The organism is Nostoc sp., from assembly GCF_036917195.1.
GTDB lineage: Bacteria > Cyanobacteriota > Cyanobacteriia > Cyanobacteriales > Nostocaceae > Nostoc.
On the sequence record NZ_JBALDG010000033.1, the window covers coordinates 82,728 to 103,000 of the forward strand.

A 20,273-nucleotide genomic window follows, 5' to 3' on the forward strand; every position below is an offset into this window, starting at 1 on the left:
ACTTCAACCGCCGCCACCATCAGAGAATAACGTCCTATCAGATCATTGAATATCCATGGTCTGGTTTAATGTATGTGAGTATGTAATCACGTTAATAGGAGGGGATATGCAATTAATCTCTAGAGAGGAAATAAAGACATTAATAGAGCAGCCAAAAGGAAATTGTGTTTCAATTTATATGCCAACGCACCCAGCGGGGCCAGAAATGCGACAAGACCCAATTCGCTTTAAAAATTTGGTCAAGGAAGCGGAGACTCGTTTAATTGATGCGGGTTTGGAACAGAAAGAAGCGATCGCATTGTTGGAAAAATCCCATGAAATCGATACCCAAGAGTTTTGGGAGCAAATGGGAGAGCAAGGGCTAGCGATTTTTATTTCTGAAAATATTTTTCGCTATTATACCCTGCCAATTGATTTTCAAGAATTGGTCGTGGTTACAGACCGATTTCACATCAAGCCACTGCTGCCAATTTTAAATGGTAATGGTCGTTTCTATATGCTGGCTTTGAGCCAAAAAGCTGTCAGGTTCTTTGAAGGAACACGCTACAGCGTCAATGAGGTGGAAGTAGAAAATCTCCCTAAAAGTTTAGATGAAGCTCTGCAAAAAGACGATACTGCCAAAGAGGGTCAGTTCCGCATCGCAACATCAAAAGGGGGAACCGCCAATTCTTTTTCACAGCCAGGCGCGTTTCACGGGCAAGGAAGCCCTGACAGGGATAAACACCAAGAAGACATAGTACAATTCTTTCAGATCATTGATGGCGCATTGCACGAAAAACTGCGAGAGCAAAAAGCCCCTTTGGTAGTGGCTGGAGTAGAATATCTCTTGCCCCTATATAGACAGGCAAATACTTACCAGCATTTGATGGATGAAGCTATCACTGGTAATCCAGAAATTCTTAGCGCTCAAGAGTTACATAATGAAACTTGGCCAATTGTCGAAGCTGATTTCCAGAAGTCCCAGCAAGGATTTTTGGAACAATTTCACCAATTGTTTGGTGGTGATACTGGTAAGGCATCTAACAACCTCCAAGAAATTGTCTCAGCGGCTTATTACCAACGAGTGGATTCATTATTAGTTGCAGTTGGTCGGCAACAGTGGGGTTTATTCGATCCAGCCTCAGAAACGGTTTATTTGCACCCAGAAAAAGAAACTGGTGATGAAGATTTGTTAGATTTTGTTGCTGTTCATACATTATTAAACGGTGGCACAGTTTACGCTGTTCCCCCAGAACAGATTCCATATAGCACACCTGTTGCGGCAATTTACCGATATTGAACATTTTCGCGGTGTTGTATAAAGTTGAATCTGCTATAGCAATCCTAAATCATTCGTGAAAAGTTAGTTTGGCAACATCCCTGTGAGAGAGGAAGCAGCACTCTTATTAGGGATCGCCTCTGATCACACTGTCACTACACCAGCAATCGTATTAGACCTTAATTAAAGTATCAAGCTGATTCATGTATATATTCAACTTTTTAAGCACATAGTCAGCAACAATGCCAGGCTCATCTCTATTGGTGTAATGGCATTCTATACAAATTTGTTTGTGTGGTAAATCAATAAAGATATCAGGTATAATATTAGAAATCCACGGATGTTGAGTGTCGCTATTTGCTTTGGTAGCTCCACAATCTGTAATAGCTTGTGCTAAACATTTATTTATTTCTTTGTCAGTTCCTGCTCCACTAACCCACTTCACCATTTCAGAAAATACTGGTTCTGCTGTAGCAAGAGCATCTGCTGCTGGTTTACCCCTTCTCATGCCAACCTGAAATGTCTCACCGATAAGTTGCTTGTAGACAGGGGTTTTCATCAAAGAACGCCTGGCTTTAGACTTATCTTTCCAGCCTTGTGGCATACCTGCTTTATCAAATAAATTTATTAGCTCTGCATTCTTAGAATAAGATGCTACACAAGAAATTAATGCATTGGTAGGTAAAAACAAAACTCTTGTTTTCAAAGCTCCATATAATGCCAATTGAAGTCTTTTTGCATTCCAGATAGAGCCACGTTGATTCCCATCATGTATATATTCATAAAACTTGTCATGGATAGTAGTCCAGTTGTCTTCGTTCCTATTACTCTTACGTATAAACTGTGCAATTATTGATTCTGCATCCTTATATGAGAAAATAAACCATATTTCAGTTGATTTAGGTATATTTGCCCTGAGCTTAATTTGATAATCGCTTACCTTGCGCCATCTCTCTTTCAAGATTTCCAAATATTCACGCATGGTTCTGTCGGTTACTGAAAGTTTTTCTAGCTCTTGACGAACCTCTGTCAAATCATCATACGTTAAACCAAACTCGGACAACTCTTTACCATTATTAAGAACGGAAATTGTTCTCAATGCAATGTCGGCAAACTTATTTGTACTAGGGCCTGAAAACTTTATTACTTCTTTTTCCCTATAAAAAATAGTGCCGGAGACGCTTTTTGAATGTTGAAGCATCCGATAAATATCAGTTTCGTCGGTTGCTGGCCACACAACAAATATTGGTGCATTCCTCAAAAGACCATTGAGCTTTCGGAAGAACCCCTTAACATCGCCATCCTCAAAATCGTCCAAGTATTCGAGATAATTTATAACGAGGCAAGTTACCCCATTATCCCTTTTATCTCTTGCCTCGGTTTCATAGGATTTGATTTTAGAAAACAAGTTAGAAATATTTCCATTAAATGTATATTCATTAGCATTAATTTGCACCATATCTCTAACATTTATGTGTGGTCTCCAGCTTAAAGAACGAATAAATGTTGATTTACCTGTACCGGGCTTACCTAATATGAAAACAACTTTTCCAGAATTGCCCATAGATAAAGTTATTTCATTAATTTCAGCTTCAATATCTGGCAAAGGCTCAATAAATTCCATGAGCTTGGAATTTAGTTGATCCCCATTAAGCTCACTAGCAATTTCTTCAAAGGTGGAATAAAGAATTAGTTCACTCATTTCTTACGTGGGCATTCCTGGACATTAATTAATATTATACGAAACAACTTGTTGTTAGTGTAATAATGATAACAGGCTCCTCCAAATGCTTACAGTCAGATGTTTATCGCTTTGATACAGCCAGCATTTCTTATTTAGAGCTTAATTAACTGACTACATATCTCAATTTTCGGTTAGTTTTGATACTCAGCACATCGCCAGCTGATGCGATAGACTGTCCACTGGATAGACTGGACACTATATATGACAGTAGAAATCGATCCGTTCCCCGTTGCTGCACTCCTTGATAGGTACAATCTTGGGAAACAAGCGGTTTACAACCGGATAGACGCGCTCGACATTAAGACATTCAAGCAGGGGAATAAATCTTACATCACTGCATCGGCGGATGTTGAATTGCTCGATCAGCTGCATGACCATATCAATAAGAATGCTTATCAGGCTGAGTCTGATTGAATAGATATATTTCTATGTAAACTGAGATTTATGAGTACTGAGATTAATTTTTCTTACTTATCAACAACTTGACATCCTACCTATCTCTGTCCCTTGGAGATTTTTACTATCTATTCTCAATAGTCTTCTTCTCTAGTACTTGGATTTTAGTTTCTTTGTACTATTTGGCTTGATTTTTTTTGATGTGTGACACTTTTGGGTGCGGAATGTAGGTTTAGTATCAAAGACATTTTAAAATTTTACGTAACTCTAGCAATTTTAGATTTTTAATTGTGAATTGAAGGAAAAATCTAAAATTGAATTACTCCTAACTAATCAAGTTTTCGTCGTGCAGCTGCTAAAATTAAGCGTTGTTCAGCACGAGCGATCGCCTGATATGTTCGCTCGACTGCTTCCGGTTCAACAGAAATGGAAGTTATGCCCCATTCCACTAACTTATCAATAATTTCTGGATAGAGGGCTGGTGCTTGACCGCAGATTGAACAAGGTATGCCGGCACTTTTAGCCATTTGGATCAGTTGAGCGATCGCCCTGATAACTGCCGGATGAAGTTCATTAAATACTTTTGCTAACTGTCCTTGTTCTCGATCCACTCCTAGCAGTAATTGGGTTAGGTCGTTTGTACCAATAGAAATTCCAGCTGCACCTGCTTTGACATATTCTGGCAGTAAAAACAGTACACTTGGCACTTCTGCCATCATCCACAATTGAAACTGCGACACCTCAGTTAAAAGAGCTTGCTCAACTTTGCGACGGCAAAAAACAAACTCTTCTACAGTCCGAACAAAAGGCAACAGTAGATTGACATTGCTGTAGCCAGCTTGCTGTACACTCGCTAAAGCTTTCAGTTCTAACTCAAATACTGCGGGATTTCGTAAATAGCTAAAGGTGCCACGTTCACCCAACATCGATTGGGGTGAAGATTGTAAATTATCATTCAATGAAGGGAAATCCTGCGATCGCCAATCTAAAGAACGATAAAAAACTGGTCTTGGTGCAAAAGCACGGGCAAACTGCATAATCTGCTCAGACCATAGCTTTAATAATTCTGCCTGACGCCCGCCTAAAATCCAACTATTGGGATGTTGCCCGGACAATATATTTAGTACCATTAATTCTGAGCGCAACAATCCTACCCCATCCACAGGAAAGCTTTGCACTTGTTTTATTAAAATCGACTGACTCAAGTTAACCAGCAGTTGGGTAGCAATCATAGGTAGACGAGAAGTAAGAGGAGGATGAGATGTTTTGGGGTTGGGGTGGTTTGGGGAAATAAAATTTTCTCCTCCCAGTCTCCCACTTTCCATCTCCTCCTTTGAGTTTCCTTTGATCTGATAAACTTCTCCTCTGTCGCCATCGAGCAGCAGTCGTTCACCAGTTTGGATTAAGCTTGTAGCAGATGTTGCGTTCACTACTGCTGCGATACCTAATTCTCTGGCAAGAATTGCAGCGTGGCTGGTTAATCCGCCTTGTTCGGTAATAATACCAGCAACTTGTTGCAGCAATGGTAGCCAATCAGGTGTGATCGTTGGTACTACTAAAATTACTCCCTCAGGTAGTTGTTCAGGTTTGTGTTGCGGATTAGTAATTACTAGGGCATTTGCCACAACCCGTCCCCCTGCCGCCCCTAGTCCCCTAATAAAGTGTCCGTGGAGAATTACAGATTGGGGAGAACTAACTTGTGTTATGTAGAGCTTGCCAGATGTAGTTTGCCCGGCGATAGTCCATTTAATCGTAAAAGTTTTACCTAGTTCACTTACTAGTTGAGTTCCCAGAGCAATTATTTGTTGTAAGTATTCTTCTTGTAAAGCGTACTGTTTTTGTTGGGCTGACTGAATTACGTAGCTACTTAGACAAGTGTGATCTGGCGTTAGCACTGAGTTCGGCACGGGTTGCGAAAAAGCTTCAGGGGCAGGCTCATCAACACCATAAGCCAGCATTTTATTGCCCAGATGTTGCTCAAGCACAACCCCAGTTGCCTGTTGAATGTAGTAAACATCTGGCTGGACTTCGCCAAGAGAGATCGCAACTCCTAATCCCCAAGTAGCTTCAATTTCCCACCCAGAGGAGTTGGCTCTGAGCAAGCCACTGGCGATCGCATTCTCAACTGGTTGAACCAAAACTGCTAAACTGATTTGTTGCAGGTTAATTCCTGAGTGCTGCCAATATAGTAGACTTCTGGCACGAAATATCTGGCTCCAGGTACGCTTTAATGCAAAAGCGATCGCTTCTGGTTCGCACTGGCAAAACACCGACTCCAGCAAACCAGATATATTCTTTAGACCTGGGGTAGCAGTCGATACTGCCAAGGTAGGTCGAAGAATCAAACAGGCAGTTTGCCATTCTCTAGCTGCTTGGAAAATTGTACTCACCCACTGCTGTGGCACAGTCGCAGTGAGAATTTCTTGGCGCAAGCGACCAGCCACCTGTTGAAGTTGACGCCAATTAGTGACATCCAGGTGTAACGAAGAATGGGGTAAATCAGCTACTAATGACTCTGAACTATTGAGATTTTCGAGAAATTGTCGCAGAAATTCTGCCGAAACGACAAAACCAGGGACCACCGGATAGCCACGCTGCATGATTCTGCTCAAGTAAAACGCTTTGTCACCTACTTTGGCGCGGTCTTGTAGTTTAATTTGGTCTAGCCAGTAGAGTTTGTCCACTCAATTTGTTAGTGTCAGTTGTCTATTTGTAATCACAGCCATTCCCTCTTGGTACATTATCAGCCGTAAATCCATTGACTACTTACTAGCAAGAGTTTCCAGCATTTACGTTTAATTTGCCGACCTTATTAGTGGTTAATTGCTACTTACACAATGTATTACTGTAATTCGACTCCTTTGTAAATCAAATTTTTTCCTTGATTTCGCCTCTCTTCCCTGAAACCGGGGGTTTAGTTGTTTGATCGAGTTGTAGATGGCAGTATCTAATTATTGAGTGTATGAGTTAAATCTAGCAATTTGAGGTAGAATTTTATAGTTCAGTCATTTTCAATAGTTCAAAACCTATTTAATAAACTGATAAATTCATGTCGTTTGCCCAAATTATGATCATTGTCATAATTTAAGAATGCAACCCCTCATTTATTATTGACAAAAATAATATCTTATTGTTAAAATTATTTTAATAATGGAAGATATTAATTTGCACCTAATAAACTATTCCCAAATTGATAGAATACAAATATTATATAGGCTATTAAATTACACCCGTTGAATTAGACCCCATCAATAAAAGATTAAAATATTTTTGCACTATTTTTGTAAAAATATTACTAATTAATCTAATACAGCTTGGCGAAGTCTGCCTACCTTTAACAAGGGGTTTTGCTGCAAGTCTTGTTAATTGAGATGGTAGCTGGATTTTCGCTGTGCTGTACTAATATTTATTATATAAATAAAATTCTCTATACCAAACTAAGCATTGCCAAACACTTACTACCTTGCAACTAATGATTGGCTAAATATCAGCTTCAGGCTATGCATTGCATTACTTATTGGAGCAATTATCGGCTTAGAACGCCAAATTAAGCGCAAACCAGCGGGTTTAAGAACTCATATGCTCGTGAGTTTAGGTTCAGCCATGTTTATTCTCATAATTATCCAAACAGGTGGATCACAGTCCAGTCCTGATGCACTCAGCCGCGTGATTCAAGGGATTGCAGCCGGTGTAGGATTTCTTGGTGCTGGAGAAATTGTCCGCCAATCTTCCCAAAAATCACAGCAACCTGAAATTCACGGACTCACCTCAGCAGCAGCTATTTGGGTTTCGGCTGCTTTGGGAATTGCTGCTGGCTGTGGTTTGTGGCAGTTAGGATTAATTGGTGCTTTGCTGACTTTTCTGGTTCTCAAAGTTTTTAAAAGGTTAGAAAAACATCCATAGTCTATCAATTTTGGATAATGGAATAATGGAATTTGGTGAAGCAGCGCGGTCTTCTCCCTACAGCCCTTCTCCCAAACAAGACGCTCTTGCGTTCGGGCATCCTACGGCAGGCGCTAGCCTCTGGCAATGTGAGAAGGGGAGACGAAGCCGCGCATAGCTCATGTCTTTTGTGCCATGTTATGTGAAAACTTTTTGCGTAGCTGTCCCAATGGAAACTCTATAAACTGGTAAATCACATAGGCTAATCCAAAAGAAATTAATAGAGAAATTCCTCCTTGGAGAACTTTATGCAATTGGGGTAAATACATCTCAACAGCTAAGATCACAGTGTCATGTACAAGGTACAGTGAGTAAGATAGTACACCAATAAAGCGTATCCACTTTAAATTTAGTACTGCGAATAATCCCCAATTGGGAAAGCGAATAGCAGTAATAAAGATTGGGTATAATCCAATTCCCTGTATGGTAAAACCAAAGGTTTGTTTAAAATCAGGTGAGCGATATATAAATGAGAAAAGAATCAAGATTAGTCCTGCCGGCAGGAAGAAATACTTCCAGACTTTATTAGAATAGTGCTGTGCATCCAACATCGGATTACCATTTACTGCCAATGCACAGCCGAATAAAATACTATCTAGGCGCGTATCTGTTCCATAATATGCACGATCAAAAGATGCTCCAAAACCATAAGTTAAAACACACCGCCAGAGTAAGACAGCTAAACATAATACCCAAAAAATTAGCATTTGTCTGCGTGAACTTACATGCAGTTGGCGTAGAGTTACATAAAGCAGTGGAAAAAGTAAATAGAAGTGCTCTTCGACAGCTAGAGACCAACATACCCAACTACCGACAGTAACATTATTCTCGCTAACCAAAACGCGATAATAGTTGCCATAGTGCAGACACTGAGCCAAGAAGGGCGGTAAGTCAATTTGTCCCTTAAGTAATCCTAAGACGGTTAAGCCAGCTCCTAATCCCAGCACGAGATAAAATGGCGGCCAAATACGCAGGATTCGTCTTAGATAGAAGAGCTTAAAATCAAAAGTCTGATAGCGATCGTATTCTTGCCTAAGAAGAGTTGTTATTAAGTAGCCACTGAGAAAGAAAAATACTGTTACACCGAAGCCTGCTGGAGCAAGCTTTTTAAGTCCTGCATGGAATACAAAGACAATTAGGAAAGCAATAGTTCTTATTCCATCGAGGGATGGTATGTACAATCTTGAATGTGAATTTGCACCAGCCGAAACATCTGGATTAGTTATAGGTGAAGCTTGGGAAGATTTTTCCAAGAATCTTTACTCCTTGAGGGTGCGACACAACAGGCTTAAAAGCTGATGAGATAAAGAATCCAGTAACTTATCGTATCTACCTACCGCATTTTTATAGACATATTAGACTTCTTGGATAAATGCCAAAACACAGGCTGAAAGCATTGCAATTACGTGGCAGAATCCGACTTATGCAAGAGGTCTATTGTGTTGTTTTTTGACAATTATTACTATACAACAATACCCCAGACAAAATTTAGCTATTACAAACATTAAATATAAGTATATATACTTAAAATTTTGCTCCCTATAGGTTGTTCGGTCAAAACCTGAATTTTGATAAAACAGCTATAATTCAATATTGGTAGGCGGATCATGCTTTTATTATCTAATTAGGTAGGCACAATTAAACCAAACTACGTAAATTTATGTAAAGTACGAGAAACGCTTTGAATGTAAGCTTTTAAGCAATTTACATTTCTTAATCTGGTTGTATTTTTTAACGCCCACCTACTTATGTTCTAGTTAGGCTAGAAAAAATATTAAAATTTTTCAACTAAGCTACTGAATATGGGATATGAGGCACTGAAAAAGGGAATTACAAGGATTACAGCCTCTAACCCAGATTTCTAAAGTTTGTATTAGCGCTGAAGTGCAACTATGAGTCTTCTTGAATCAGTAGTTATCAGATTTTAAAATATTAAATAATTTGACGTTGCTGAGTAAAAATATGAATTTGTCTAACAGGTTTTCAACCAGAATTATTAGACCTGTGGGATTATTTCTCCTGCTTTCACAAAAAGAATTTGGGAGGACTTCAACCATTGGGAATCAAAAGAACCCAAATGAGTGGTAGTAATCAGCGTCTGAAAGCGGTCTTGAATAGCATCAAGCAATTGATTTTGGCGGGACAGATCGAGCTCGGCAAGAACATCATCAAGTAATAGCAGCGGTGGCTCTTTGACGACTTCTTCAATTAATTGTAATTCTGCTAATTTTAAGGCTAGAACCAGCGTTCGTTGTTGACCTTGAGAACCGTATTGACGAGCGGGTGTCTGGTTAATAGTTAATTCTACTTCGTCTCGATGGGGGCCGACAAGAGTAGTACCTTGGTGCATTTCAGCGATCGCTCGCTGCTGAATTTTTACTAAAAAAGCTTGCTGAACTTCTTCTGGCTGGTTATCCTCTAAAGGAATATTAGGCACGTACTTGATTTGTAGAACTTCTGTACTGCCGCTGATACTGGCGTGCCAAGCACTAGCAATGGGAGCTAATCTTTGTATAGCGCGATCGCGTCGTCTAATTACCCGTGTCCCTGTGGTGGCTAACTGTGCATCCCACACCGCCAGTTCTGAATCCTGATTGCTGGGTGCTGAGTCTTGAGTTTTTTTTAAAAAAGCATTGCGCTGGCGTAACACATGATTATACTGGTGCAAAATGTGAGCATAAACTGGTTCGAGTTGAATTAAGAGTGTATCTAACCAGTTGCGGCGACCTTCTGGGCCGCCGCGTACTAGTTCTAAATCCAGGCTGGAAAATTGGACTGCATTCACAACGCCGAGAAAATCCATTTGACGGCGGATAGATTCACCATTGAGAGCAACGCTACGACGACCGTTGCGGCGCAAGGTTAAGGTAAGGTCACTTACGCCTGTTTGTCGCTCAAGAGTAGCATTAATTTGAGCTATAGCTTCCCCTTCTTGAACTAAATCGCGATCGCGGGTCATTCGGTGCGATCGCAATGTCGCCAGCAACTCCACCGCCTCCAACAAATTCGACTTTCCCTGAGCGTTATTACCTACCAAAATTGTTTTGGCAGCATTAAACTCAACCTTTTGGTCTTGGTAATTGCGAAATTGTCGGAGGTTTAGAGTTTTGAGGTACATAAGTGCGATTTTAGATTTTGGATTTTAGATTTTGGATTAAAGATAAATCTAAAATCTAAAATCTCCTTTTCAGACAGCCTTCTTGCCCATAATCCGCAAAAATATCTTCTCCAATTCAATCCACACGAACATTAAGGCGCTGAAGCCAATACAAACCCCCAATTCATGCATATTCAGGTAGTGAGTACCAAAGAAATCTCGCAGGGGTGGGACGTAAACTAGCATCAGCTGCAAAATCGTGGTTACAACTACAGCCGCTAGTACAAATATATTGGAAAAGGGATTCATCTCGATGGTCAGTCGGTTGTTGGAGCGAATAGCGATCGCATGACCCATTTGGGCGATACACAAGGTAGTAAATACCATTGTCTTCCAAGCCTCGCGATCGCCCTGATACCCAGCGGCATGGGTATGTTGATAAGCCCACCACATCAAGGCAATGGTGATAATGGCAAATATTATACCAATGCGAATTATGTAAGAACCCAATCCCCTAGCGAAAATACTTTCGCGCGGACTAAAAGGTGGACGTTTCATTACATCCGGTTCTGGAGGTTCCACAGCTAATGCCAAAGCTGGTAAACCGTCTGTGACCAAGTTCATCCACAGAATTTGTAAGGGGGTAAGGGGAACGCCTCCCAAACCAATTAGGGGTGCAGATGCAATTGTGAGAACTTCGCCAATATTACTGCCCAGGATGTATTTGATAAAGCGGCGAATATTGGTGTAAACAACTCTACCCTCCTTGGTGGCACTGACAATAGTGGCGAAGTTGTCATCAAGTAACACCATATCGCTGGCTTCCTTACTGACATCCGTGCCAGTGATGCCCATTGCAATGCCAATGTCAGCTTGTTTGAGGGCTGGGGCATCGTTGACGCCATCACCTGTCATCGCTACAAATCTGCCTCGGCGTTGCAATGCTTGGACAATTCGCAGTTTGTGTTCTGGGGAAACCCTAGCATAGATGCTCACCAAGTCAACGTTTTGTTCTAATTCCTGGTCACTCATTCGCTGCAATTCTTGACCTGTGAGCAGGCGGTCGCCTTCTTGGGCGATTCCCAAATCGGTAGCGATCGCTCGTGCTGTTAACTGGTGGTCACCAGTAATCATCACTGGGCGAATGCCTGCGTCCCGACACTCTTGGACTGCTAACCTCACCTCTGGGCGTGGTGCATCTAGCATTCCCACTAATCCCAGCCACACCAAGTCTTGCTCAAATACTTCATCTGAACCTTCCGGTGGGATCTGTGCTAAGGGTTTGTAGGCAAAACCTAGCACCCGCAAACCTTTACTCGCCATTTGGTCATTTTCTACCAAAATTTTCTGGCGTTGTTTTTCGGTCAAGGGGGCTGTATGATTGCCCAAATGAATCTGAGTGGAACGTCCCAAGGTTAATTCTGGAGAACCTTTGGTAAACATTAAGTAAGGTTCAGATTGGAGAAAAGCAGCGATCGCTGGGTCAACACCTCTCGAAGACGCTTCACCTGTGGCGACTTCCTGCACCTGAGAAATCACGCTCATCCGCTTGCGTTCCGAGGAAAAGGGGAACTCCGCAACGCGAGTTAATTTACTGTTCCACTGGTCTTTTTCGATTCCCGCTTTTCCCGCCAGTGTTAACAATGCCCCCTCTGTGGGATCTCCCAAAATCGCCCATTCTCCTTGTTCTTTTTGCAACACCGAATCATTACAAACGGCAGAGGCGACTGATAACGCTGAGATTTCTGGCAACTCCTCTAGGGAAATTTTTTGACCATCTAACTGAAAATCCCCTGTTGGAGCATAACCTTCTCCGGTGACGCAAAAAGTTTTGTCGTTAGTGGAAACCGATTGCACCACCATTTTATTTTGAGTCAGCGTACCGGTTTTATCAGAACAGATGGTAGTTACAGAACCCAATGTTTCCACTGCTGGTAGTTTACGAATCAAGGCATTCTGGCGCACCATTCGCTGAGTTCCCAGTGCCAAGGTGACAGTAATTACAGCTGGTAAACCTTCTGGCACTACAGCAACCGCCATACTCAAGGAAACTTCCAGGAGTTCTTGGATGTTTTTAAAACCTCCGTCCTTGATCACACCGCCAGCAACGACGATCGCCACAAGAATCAAAGAACCCGTAACCAAGACATTGCCCAGTTGAGTCATCCGCTGCTGTAACGGTGTCGGCTCACTTTCCACCGACTGCAACATCGTGGCAATTTTGCCTAGTTCTGTAGTCATTCCGGTGTTAGTCACCAGAACTTTGGCTCGTCCTTGGACTACTTCAGTTCCTTGAAACACAATATTTAGGCGATCACCTAAATCTGTTTCTTCGGGCAATTTCAATGTTGCCTGTTTATTCACAGCTTCGGCTTCACCAGTCAATGCCGACTCACGCACTTGTAAATTAGACTCTTCTATCAAGCGTCCATCTGCGGCTATCTGCATCCCAGCTTCCAGCTGCATTACATCCCCTGGCACTAATTCCTTGGCTGCTATCTCCACCAGTCTAGCGTCGCGGAAGACCCGCACTAAGGGAGAGGTCATTTTTTTCAGGGCTGCCAATGCTTTTTCAGCACGGCTTTCTTGGACGTAGCCGAGTATGCCATTGAGGATGACAATTGCTAAGATAGCGATGGTATCTTTAAATGGCACTTCACCAGGCTTCAAATTGCCCGACTGCAAACGCATCAGGTCTAAAAACCCAGAAATCAGAGCTACGCCAATCAGCATCAACAACATAATGTTCTTGAACTGATCCAGCAGAATTTCCCAAGCACTACGGCCAGCAGTTTCTTCTAATTCGTTGGGGCCGTATTGTTGCAACCTCTGTTGAATATCTTGGGATGTTAAGCCACTGTCTGCGTTACTATCGAGCAGGTCTAGCGCTTTATTAACTTCTAAACTATGCCAAACGGCGGCACCTTCAGGCAGAGAATTAGCAGACATCGTGTAGGTCACAGGAAATGGTTACAAAATTCGATCATAATTTAGTGATGGCAGGAATTCCATTTCCTAAAGTTACATTAAGGCGATCGCCCAGTTGCATGAGTGGATCTGTAATTCTTAACATTTGTAAATTTCTCCTTTTTTCAGATAGTATTATTTCTCACGAAAGAGTTTTTCGGAAAAGTTTGTACCGATAATTATGAGTAATAGAGCTTGGAAGCTTTGTTACATAGCATATGTCACAATTAATTTGAGGCTGTTATTTTTAATTCACATCTGCTCAATAGCCAAAATGCATGGCACGATTGCATTTCTTATCTACGATCCGCTACGCGAACATTTTGAATTTTGCCCAAAGTTGAGCCAATCGCTTGCGTATTTACCCCCGCTCAAGCGAACTGGTGTGCTAGTAGGGTTTCCTCACCTACAAAACTTTTCCAGCCGAATTTTTAATTTTAAATTGCTTCGGCGTGCTAAACCATTCAATAAATATGCTTAATATTAGTTTCACACCCCCCACTGTGACCGCAAGCCAGATGTTTGGGCAAAAAACAATTCGACCGCTTACTGCTGCTACCCTGTGTGGCATTACTTTCATTAAAGATAGACTGATTGCCATTGACAGTATAAAAGGGCATCTACTAGAGATTGATCCCACCTCTGACAACAGCAAAATTATCAATCCCCATCAAGTTAAAGAATTTACTGATGTCACTGGTCTGGCGGCGTGGGAAGATACCCTATGGGTGAGCCGAGAAAATAGTGTTTACTTGTGCAAGCTCAATACTTTGGGTCTGGAACATTTTGTGACATTGCCTTATGAAGCTGACGGTGTTGCTGTTTGGGAAACAACAGTTTATGTCAGCTGCCAAAGGCAGGGCTACATTCTGGTTTATGATCGCCAAACGCGGAAAGAGATTACCAGATTTTATGCCCCTGGAGTTGGCATAGAGAATTTAGCAGTGAGTCAAGAAATGTTGTGGATTTGCGATCGCACTGAACAATCAGTTTACGCGATGGATAGGGCAACGGGAGAACTTCAATTCAGTGTCCTGACACCCTTTGAATCTCCCACAGGCATAGCAATCCATAAAAATAGCGAAACAGGCAAAGAAAGTATTTACGTCGCTTACGCCTCAGAGGAGCCTTATATCCGGGACAACCCCAATGCTGATCCGAGTCATGAGCTAACGTTCCGCGATCGCACTTTTATTCACCCCCTGTATTATCATTACCAGCCAGATAAGCGTTACGCCCTCTCTAATGGCTATCTCATTGAAATGTCCTATGCTGAGGAAATTGCACCCTTAGACGAAGTTTATTTACCTGATGTGGAATGGCGCATCGCCCTACCATCGGAAACTGAGCGTCAAAAGGTGAAACACGTTGAACCCATTGGTATACCCTTTACTGAAGATGTGGTAGAGGGGCAACGTGTAGCAGTCTTTAAATTTGATTCTCTTACCCCAGGAGAACGGCATATATTTGGCTGGAAAGCACTTTTGGAAGTTCGAGGTATTAAGTATCGCATTACACCCAGAGATGTTGAAGATATACCTAAAGTATCCCCAGAATTACAAACACGCTACCTAGTGGATGACGACGATTTAGCAATGGATACTACTATTGTTCGCCGTGCCGCCAGAGAAGCGATTGGTTCTGAAACCAATGTGCTGCGGAAAATGCACAGCATCCGCAACTACGTCTATGATGAATTATCTTACGGTATTAAACCTTACATTGATACGCCAGATACAGTTTTAGAACGGGGCGTTGGTTCCTGTGGCGAATATGTTGGCGTCTTACTTGCCCTATCCCGTTTAAATGGCATCCCTTGTCGGACTGTAGGTAGGTATAAATGTCCTCCCCATAGTGACTTACTAGGAGTACCGCTACAACCCGACTTTAATCATGTTTGGCTGGAGTTCTACGTCCCGAATTTTGGCTGGTTGCCAATGGAATCAAATCCTGACGATGTGGCTGAAGGTGGGCCTTATCCGACGCGCTTTTTTATGGGTTTATGCTGGTATCACATTGAAATTGGCAAAGGCATCACCTTTGAAACTGTGACAAGCCAAGGTGCGCGGCTAACCAAAGAAGATATCCCCATTGGTGATTTGGCGATTAATCATATTCGGTTCACAATTCTTAAAGAATTACCACCCTTTTGAATTTGGGTATTGGAAAAAGAACCTTAAGAAAGTGAGTAGGGTGTGTTATGCCGTAGGCTAACGCACCTTAATACTCTCCTCTCTGCTTAACCCACTATTTTCGTCTACTTCTGAACTCTTGTTCTTATTCAAGTATTCTTCAAACAATTGAAAAAATTTCTGTAGTGCCTCATGCTCATCTACAGAATAGAAAAGAATTATCTTAGACCATGACTGACCTGAGTTAATTCCATATTTTTCTTCAATCCATGATTGAAAACCTTCAAATTCTCTTTCTGGCTCTGTTGGGAGTACGCCAACTTCCCTTCGAGCCAGACTGTATCCTCGCAAAAGCATATCAAGCTTAGTATTCGTCAACTTCTGAACTCTTGTTTCTATTCAAGTATTCTTCAAACAATTCAAAAAATTTCTGTAGTGCCTCATCCTCGTCTACAGAATAGAAAAGAATTATCTTAGACCATGACTGACCTGAGTTAATTCCATATTTTTCTTGAACCCATGATTGAAAACCTTCAAATTCCCTTTCTGGCTCAGTTGGAGGTACGCCAACTTCTCTTCTAACAAAACTATATCCTCGTAAAAGCATATCTAGTCTAGTAATTGAACTAGTTCCTAGATACATTCCTGGTCTTTTCTTTATAGCACCTAGAATCTCCTTGTAAATATCAAACCGAGGAAACATCAAATCCTGACGAAGCCTTAAAACGTCTTCACTTTCTTGCCTTTTTGAATTATTTTTCTGCTTTATGAACTTTTCAAAGAGTTCAAAAAACATATAGAAAGCATCTTTTTCACTACTAGAAAGAAACAGAATTATCTCAAGCCAGGATTGAGTTATATTAGTTTTTGCTCTTTCTTGCATCCACTTGTCAAATCCTTCCATTGGGTAGCCTTCTGGAGTTAATCCTAAGTCACTTAGTTGATTTAAATACCCAGCTATAAAAAAATCAAGGCAAGTAATTGATGGCTTATCTATGTATATAACTGGGTTATTTTTAATCTCTTGGAGAAGTCTAGATAGATTCCTCATATTGATTACTCCAATTGAATTTAGGGAGTCGGGTATGTTAGGCTACGGCATAACACACCTTACTCGCTACTTAACTACTATTTTCGTCTACTTCTGAACTCTTGTTCTTATTCAAGTATTCTTCAAACAATTGAAAAAATTTCTGTAGTGCCTCATCCTCGTCTACAGAATAGAAAAGAATTATCTTAGACCATGACTGACCTGACTTAATTCCATATTTTTCTTGAATCCATAACTGAAAACCTTCAAATTCCCTTTCCTGCTCAGTTGGGGGTATACCAACTTCTCTTTGAGCCAGACTATATCCCCGCAAAAGCATATCAAGCTTAGTAATTGAGCTAGTACCTAAGTACATTCCAGGTCTTTTCTTGATACTATTCAGAAGCTCATAAAGAGCGCGTACAGAAAATATCAAATCATTCCCAGAAGAGTTAAAATTGTTACCATTTTCCTTTTTTTGTGAACTCTCATCTTCTTTCAAAAATCTTTCAAACAGTTCAAAAAAATTAGAGAAAGCATTCCTTTCACTACCACAAACAAATATAAGTATCCCAGCCCATGATTGTGAAATAGTAGTTTTTTCTCTCTCTTGTATCCACTCTTGAAAGCCTTCAATACCAGACCCTTCTCTATCTAATCCCATCTCCGTTCGAGTGCTTAAATACCCAACTAAAAATGAATCAAGACAAGTAATTGATGGCTTATCTAAATAGATGACTGGGTTATTTTTAATATCTTGGAGAAGTCTAGATAGATTCCTCATATTGATTACTCCAATTGAATTTAGCGAGTCGGGTATGTTAGGCTACGGCATAACACACCTTACTACTCTCTGCTTATTACCAATTTTTTTGAATAACAAAACTGCCGTAAATTATAGATAGTTCAAAGATGTCTGTGGTAATTACAGCAGCTTTCTTATGGGATTCTGCACCGATAGAAAAGCCGATGAGATCAGCTTCTAGTTCATGTACTTCCTCTGAGTCATGCACACTCCACCTTATATCATGACAGTCCTGAAAAACTAGCACATAAGGCAAGCGATCCTCGGTAGGCTCGTACACACATTCAACTGATACTTCGTTTCCCCATAGAAAAACATTTACACTTGTAATTAGCGACGTCAAACCACCAAGTTTAAGTAAATGATAATCGTCCGGCATATTAATTAGTCACCATTTTTCCAGCTAGCTATTAACTCTTAAACTTGGCAGTGGATATGATTGAGTGTGCTTAAAATCGGCAAAATCACAGATTGAGTTAAATGGGCAAAAGCGGCAGTGAGAGCCAGGATTGGGAGGGAAAATTTTACTAAAATTAGTAGTCTCTTCCTGATATTTTTGCAAATCGTGCTGGTGTTTGTGGGCAATATTAGCTAATTCTAATTTTAAGGATTCTAATTCACTATTATTGATGCTAATTAACTCTGATTTTTTACATATTTCTAAATTATAAAATGATGCAACCGCTTTCCGTCCAGGGTAAAGATAACGAGCAGCTAATAAATAAACTAATGCCTGTCGTCGGTCAAAAGCCGACTTACCAGTTTTGAAATCTAAAATATGTAAAGTGCTATCAGATTCAATGAAAACGCAGTCCATAGCCGCATATAACCGAAAGCAATAATCTTCTTGTTCAATTACTATCGGTTTAGGAAAGCCTTCATCGCCCGGAGTTAATTGGATAATATCTTTATCCAAAAGCAACGGAGCATCGTGATATTTTTTTAAAATTTGCAAGACGCGTTGCTGGACTTGATTACTTGAGTTGCCTAATTTCAGTAACTGTGCAACTCTTTCTACACCATCTGCTTGCTTCAACAGATGCCTGTGATGATGAAACTCATAAACACCTTTTTGGGCGAGTATCCCAATCCGCTGGGGTGCGGTGGCTTGCGCTAAGAGCGCTTTGACCTGTGGTTCGTGTTGCCGTGCTTTGATAAACCCCCGTCTCATCTGGCAATGCCAGCGTTCTTGCCCGGTTGCTGGGGCAACTAGAGACCAAAGGTGATAACTGGCAAAAGGTCGATCGGGGGTTGACATTGCTGAGAAACAGTGAGACGAAAATACGATGGGGAGAAGTTTAACCTAAGGCTTCCTTAGAAAAGAACTTCGGAGAATACTTGCTGCTACACACGCTTTGCGGGAAGCTTTAATAGTACTGATAATGTACGGGAGCAAGTGGCAAAAATGTCCAGCAAGATAAAATTTGGCACCGATGGATGGCGAGGGATTATTGCCAATGACTTCACTTTCCCAAATGTGCGGAAAGTAACAAGGGCAATCGCTACTTACTTAGAAACAGCCTATACAAAAGATAGACCAGTACTTATTGCCTACGATACTCGCTTTTTAGCTGACGAGTTTGCTCAAACAGCGGCCCAAGTCCTGGCAGACTTGGGTTGGACTGTCAAAATTACTGATCGGGATTGCCCTACACCAGTAATTGCCTACAATGCCCGCCACCTAAATTCCGCAGGGGCGTTGATGTTTACTGCTAGCCATAATCCAGCACCCTACTGTGGAATTAAATATATACCCGATTATGCTGGGCCTGCCACTCCAGAGATTACTGATACTATTGTCGCAAATATCGAAAGTGCATCGGATGAGTTGCCTGGGAGCAACCCATCGGGTTCAATTTCTATTTTCAATCCCAAACCAGATTACCTGCAATTTATCTACACCCTACTTGATGTAGAACGGATTAAAAGCGCTAATTTAAAGGTAAAGTACGATGCGCTCTATTCTACCTCTCGCGGCTATTTAGATGAAGTTTTGCAACATAGTGGCGTTCAGTTAGAAAGTTTCCACGATTGGAGGGATGTTTTATTTGGCGGTGGAATGCCAGAACCCAAAGGAGAACAATTAGTTGAGTTAGTGGAAGCAGTAATTCACGATCAAGCTGATTTGGGCTTGGCAACGGATGGAGATAGCGATCGCTTTGGCATCGTCGATGAACAAGGAAACGTCCTTACTCCTAATACTGTGTTGCTACTCCTAGCACGTCATTTAATCAAAAACAAAGGTAAAACCGGCGCGATAGTCCGCACTGTAGCTACAACCCACCTGCTGGATAATTTCGCTGCTAAAAATGGGCTGCAAATTTACGAAACAGCAGTTGGTTTTAAATATATCGGCGAAAAAATGCGCGAAACTGCTGTATTAATTGGTGGAGAAGAATCAGGCGGTTTGAGTATTATCGGGCATATTCCCGAAAAAGACGGGGTTTTAGCCGATATGCTGGTGGCAGAAGCGATCGCCTATGAAGGCAAACCTCTGAGTCAACTTGTCAAAGAAGCGATCACTGAAGCTGATGGTCCACTTTACAACAACCGCCTAGATTTGCACCTCACAGAGGCGCACAAAACCGCCGTCATCGACTCTTTTACTAAAAATCCACCTACAGAGGTAGCAGGAATTAAAGTCAAGGAAGTGGGGCGTAAAGACGGTATTAAGCTCTATTTGGAAGAGGGTAGCTGGGTTTTACTGCGTCCTTCTGGTACAGAACCACTGGTGCGCGTCTACCTAGAAACCAACACTCCCGAAAAACTCACCCAAATCGCCCAAGAGTTAGAGAGTGCCATTGCTAAACTAGAGGCAGTAGCAGTTTAATCAGTTAGAGTTAGGAGTTAGGAGTTATAAGTTAAGAATTATTAACTCCTAACTCCTAACTTTTATCAAACT

Annotated in this window: 15 protein-coding genes; 5 read left to right on the forward strand and 10 right to left on the reverse strand. The window is 41.3% G+C overall.

What is annotated here, in order from left to right; genetic code table 11:
* The first annotated feature begins 106 nt into the window (after positions 1-106).
* Positions 107-1,279, forward strand: a complete 1,173-nt coding sequence (locus tag V7K40_RS11510; protein WP_334959572.1) for a hypothetical protein — start codon at positions 107-109, stop codon at positions 1,277-1,279.
* 151 nt (positions 1,280-1,430) lie between these two features.
* Here V7K40_RS11510 and V7K40_RS11515 read toward each other — a convergent pair whose 3' ends face one another.
* The gene (locus V7K40_RS11515) at positions 1,431-2,960 is read right to left on the reverse strand and encodes a hypothetical protein (protein WP_334959574.1); all 1,530 of its coding nucleotides are present in this window, start codon (positions 2,958-2,960) and stop codon (positions 1,431-1,433) included.
* A 243-nt stretch (positions 2,961-3,203) separates the two neighbouring features.
* Here V7K40_RS11515 and V7K40_RS11520 point away from each other — a divergent pair, with 243 nt between their 5' ends.
* Complete coding sequence (locus tag V7K40_RS11520; RefSeq protein ID WP_334959576.1) at positions 3,204-3,416, forward strand: hypothetical protein; 213 nt, start codon at positions 3,204-3,206, stop codon at positions 3,414-3,416.
* Between the two features lie 311 nt (positions 3,417-3,727).
* Here V7K40_RS11520 and V7K40_RS11525 read toward each other — a convergent pair whose 3' ends face one another.
* Positions 3,728-6,082, reverse strand: a complete 2,355-nt coding sequence (locus V7K40_RS11525; protein WP_334959578.1) for a putative PEP-binding protein — start codon at positions 6,080-6,082, stop codon at positions 3,728-3,730.
* Positions 6,083-6,842: 760 nt separating this feature from the next.
* Between V7K40_RS11525 and V7K40_RS11530 the strand changes: the two genes are divergently transcribed.
* Positions 6,843-7,301 carry an MgtC/SapB family protein gene (locus tag V7K40_RS11530; protein ID WP_334959580.1) on the forward strand — a complete coding sequence of 153 codons (459 nt, stop codon included), beginning with the start codon at positions 6,843-6,845 and terminating at the stop codon, positions 7,299-7,301.
* 158 nt (positions 7,302-7,459) lie between these two features.
* On the opposite strand, the gene V7K40_RS11535 is transcribed toward V7K40_RS11530, so the two are convergent.
* The 3 genes from V7K40_RS11535 to V7K40_RS11545 form a co-directional block, all read right to left on the reverse strand.
* Entirely contained in the window at positions 7,460-8,593 is a 1,134-nt protein-coding gene (locus V7K40_RS11535; RefSeq protein ID WP_334959582.1) for an acyltransferase, read from the reverse strand.
* A 743-nt stretch (positions 8,594-9,336) separates the two neighbouring features.
* A complete protein-coding gene (gene recF, locus V7K40_RS11540) occupies positions 9,337-10,458 on the reverse strand; it encodes a DNA replication/repair protein RecF (protein WP_334959584.1) in 1,122 nt (373 codons plus the stop codon).
* 69 nt (positions 10,459-10,527) lie between these two features.
* Positions 10,528-13,386: a cation-translocating P-type ATPase gene (locus tag V7K40_RS11545; protein WP_334959586.1), complete on the reverse strand. Its 2,859-nt coding sequence runs from the start codon at positions 13,384-13,386 to the stop codon at positions 10,528-10,530.
* A gap of 491 nt (positions 13,387-13,877) precedes the next feature.
* Here V7K40_RS11545 and V7K40_RS11550 point away from each other — a divergent pair, with 491 nt between their 5' ends.
* Complete coding sequence (locus V7K40_RS11550; RefSeq protein ID WP_334959588.1) at positions 13,878-15,557, forward strand: transglutaminase domain-containing protein; 1,680 nt, start codon at positions 13,878-13,880, stop codon at positions 15,555-15,557.
* 57 nt (positions 15,558-15,614) lie between these two features.
* On the opposite strand, the gene V7K40_RS11555 is transcribed toward V7K40_RS11550, so the two are convergent.
* From V7K40_RS11555 to V7K40_RS11575, 5 genes are all read right to left on the reverse strand, one after another.
* Positions 15,615-15,914: a hypothetical protein gene (locus tag V7K40_RS11555; RefSeq protein ID WP_334959590.1), complete on the reverse strand. Its 300-nt coding sequence runs from the start codon at positions 15,912-15,914 to the stop codon at positions 15,615-15,617.
* Entirely contained in the window at positions 15,901-16,587 is a 687-nt protein-coding gene (locus V7K40_RS11560; RefSeq protein WP_334959592.1) for a hypothetical protein, read from the reverse strand. Before V7K40_RS11560 ends, V7K40_RS11555 begins: the two co-directional genes overlap by 14 nt.
* Positions 16,588-16,657: 70 nt before the next feature.
* A complete protein-coding gene (locus V7K40_RS11565) occupies positions 16,658-17,350 on the reverse strand; it encodes a hypothetical protein (RefSeq protein ID WP_334959594.1) in 693 nt (230 codons plus the stop codon).
* A 76-nt stretch (positions 17,351-17,426) separates the two neighbouring features.
* On the reverse strand, positions 17,427-17,651 hold the full coding sequence (locus V7K40_RS11570) for a hypothetical protein (RefSeq protein ID WP_334959596.1): 225 nt from the start codon (positions 17,649-17,651) through the stop codon (positions 17,427-17,429).
* Between the two features lie 123 nt (positions 17,652-17,774).
* Positions 17,775-18,629, reverse strand: coding sequence for a PD-(D/E)XK nuclease family protein (locus V7K40_RS11575; protein WP_334959598.1), 855 nt, complete (start codon positions 18,627-18,629; stop codon positions 17,775-17,777).
* Positions 18,630-18,776: 147 nt separating this feature from the next.
* Here V7K40_RS11575 and V7K40_RS11580 point away from each other — a divergent pair, with 147 nt between their 5' ends.
* Positions 18,777-20,201 carry a phosphoglucomutase/phosphomannomutase family protein gene (locus tag V7K40_RS11580; RefSeq protein ID WP_334959600.1) on the forward strand — a complete coding sequence of 475 codons (1,425 nt, stop codon included), beginning with the start codon at positions 18,777-18,779 and terminating at the stop codon, positions 20,199-20,201.
* Positions 20,202-20,273: the final 72 nt, after the last annotated feature.

Coding starts and splice junctions, on each gene's coding strand:
- V7K40_RS11510 (WP_334959572.1), top strand. CDS start 107: ATGCAATTAATCTCTAGAGAGGAAATAAAGACATTAATAGAGCAGCCA.
- V7K40_RS11515 (WP_334959574.1), bottom strand. CDS start 2,960: ATGAGTGAACTAATTCTTTATTCCACCTTTGAAGAAATTGCTAGTGAG.
- V7K40_RS11520 (WP_334959576.1), top strand. CDS start 3,204: ATGACAGTAGAAATCGATCCGTTCCCCGTTGCTGCACTCCTTGATAGG.
- recF (WP_334959584.1), bottom strand. CDS start 10,458: ATGTACCTCAAAACTCTAAACCTCCGACAATTTCGCAATTACCAAGAC.
- V7K40_RS11545 (WP_334959586.1), bottom strand. CDS start 13,386: ATGTCTGCTAATTCTCTGCCTGAAGGTGCCGCCGTTTGGCATAGTTTA.
- V7K40_RS11550 (WP_334959588.1), top strand. CDS start 13,878: ATGCTTAATATTAGTTTCACACCCCCCACTGTGACCGCAAGCCAGATG.
- V7K40_RS11560 (WP_334959592.1), bottom strand. CDS start 16,587: ATGAGGAATCTATCTAGACTTCTCCAAGAGATTAAAAATAACCCAGTT.
- V7K40_RS11565 (WP_334959594.1), bottom strand. CDS start 17,350: ATGAGGAATCTATCTAGACTTCTCCAAGATATTAAAAATAACCCAGTC.
- V7K40_RS11575 (WP_334959598.1), bottom strand. CDS start 18,629: ATGTCAACCCCCGATCGACCTTTTGCCAGTTATCACCTTTGGTCTCTA.
- V7K40_RS11580 (WP_334959600.1), top strand. CDS start 18,777: ATGTCCAGCAAGATAAAATTTGGCACCGATGGATGGCGAGGGATTATT.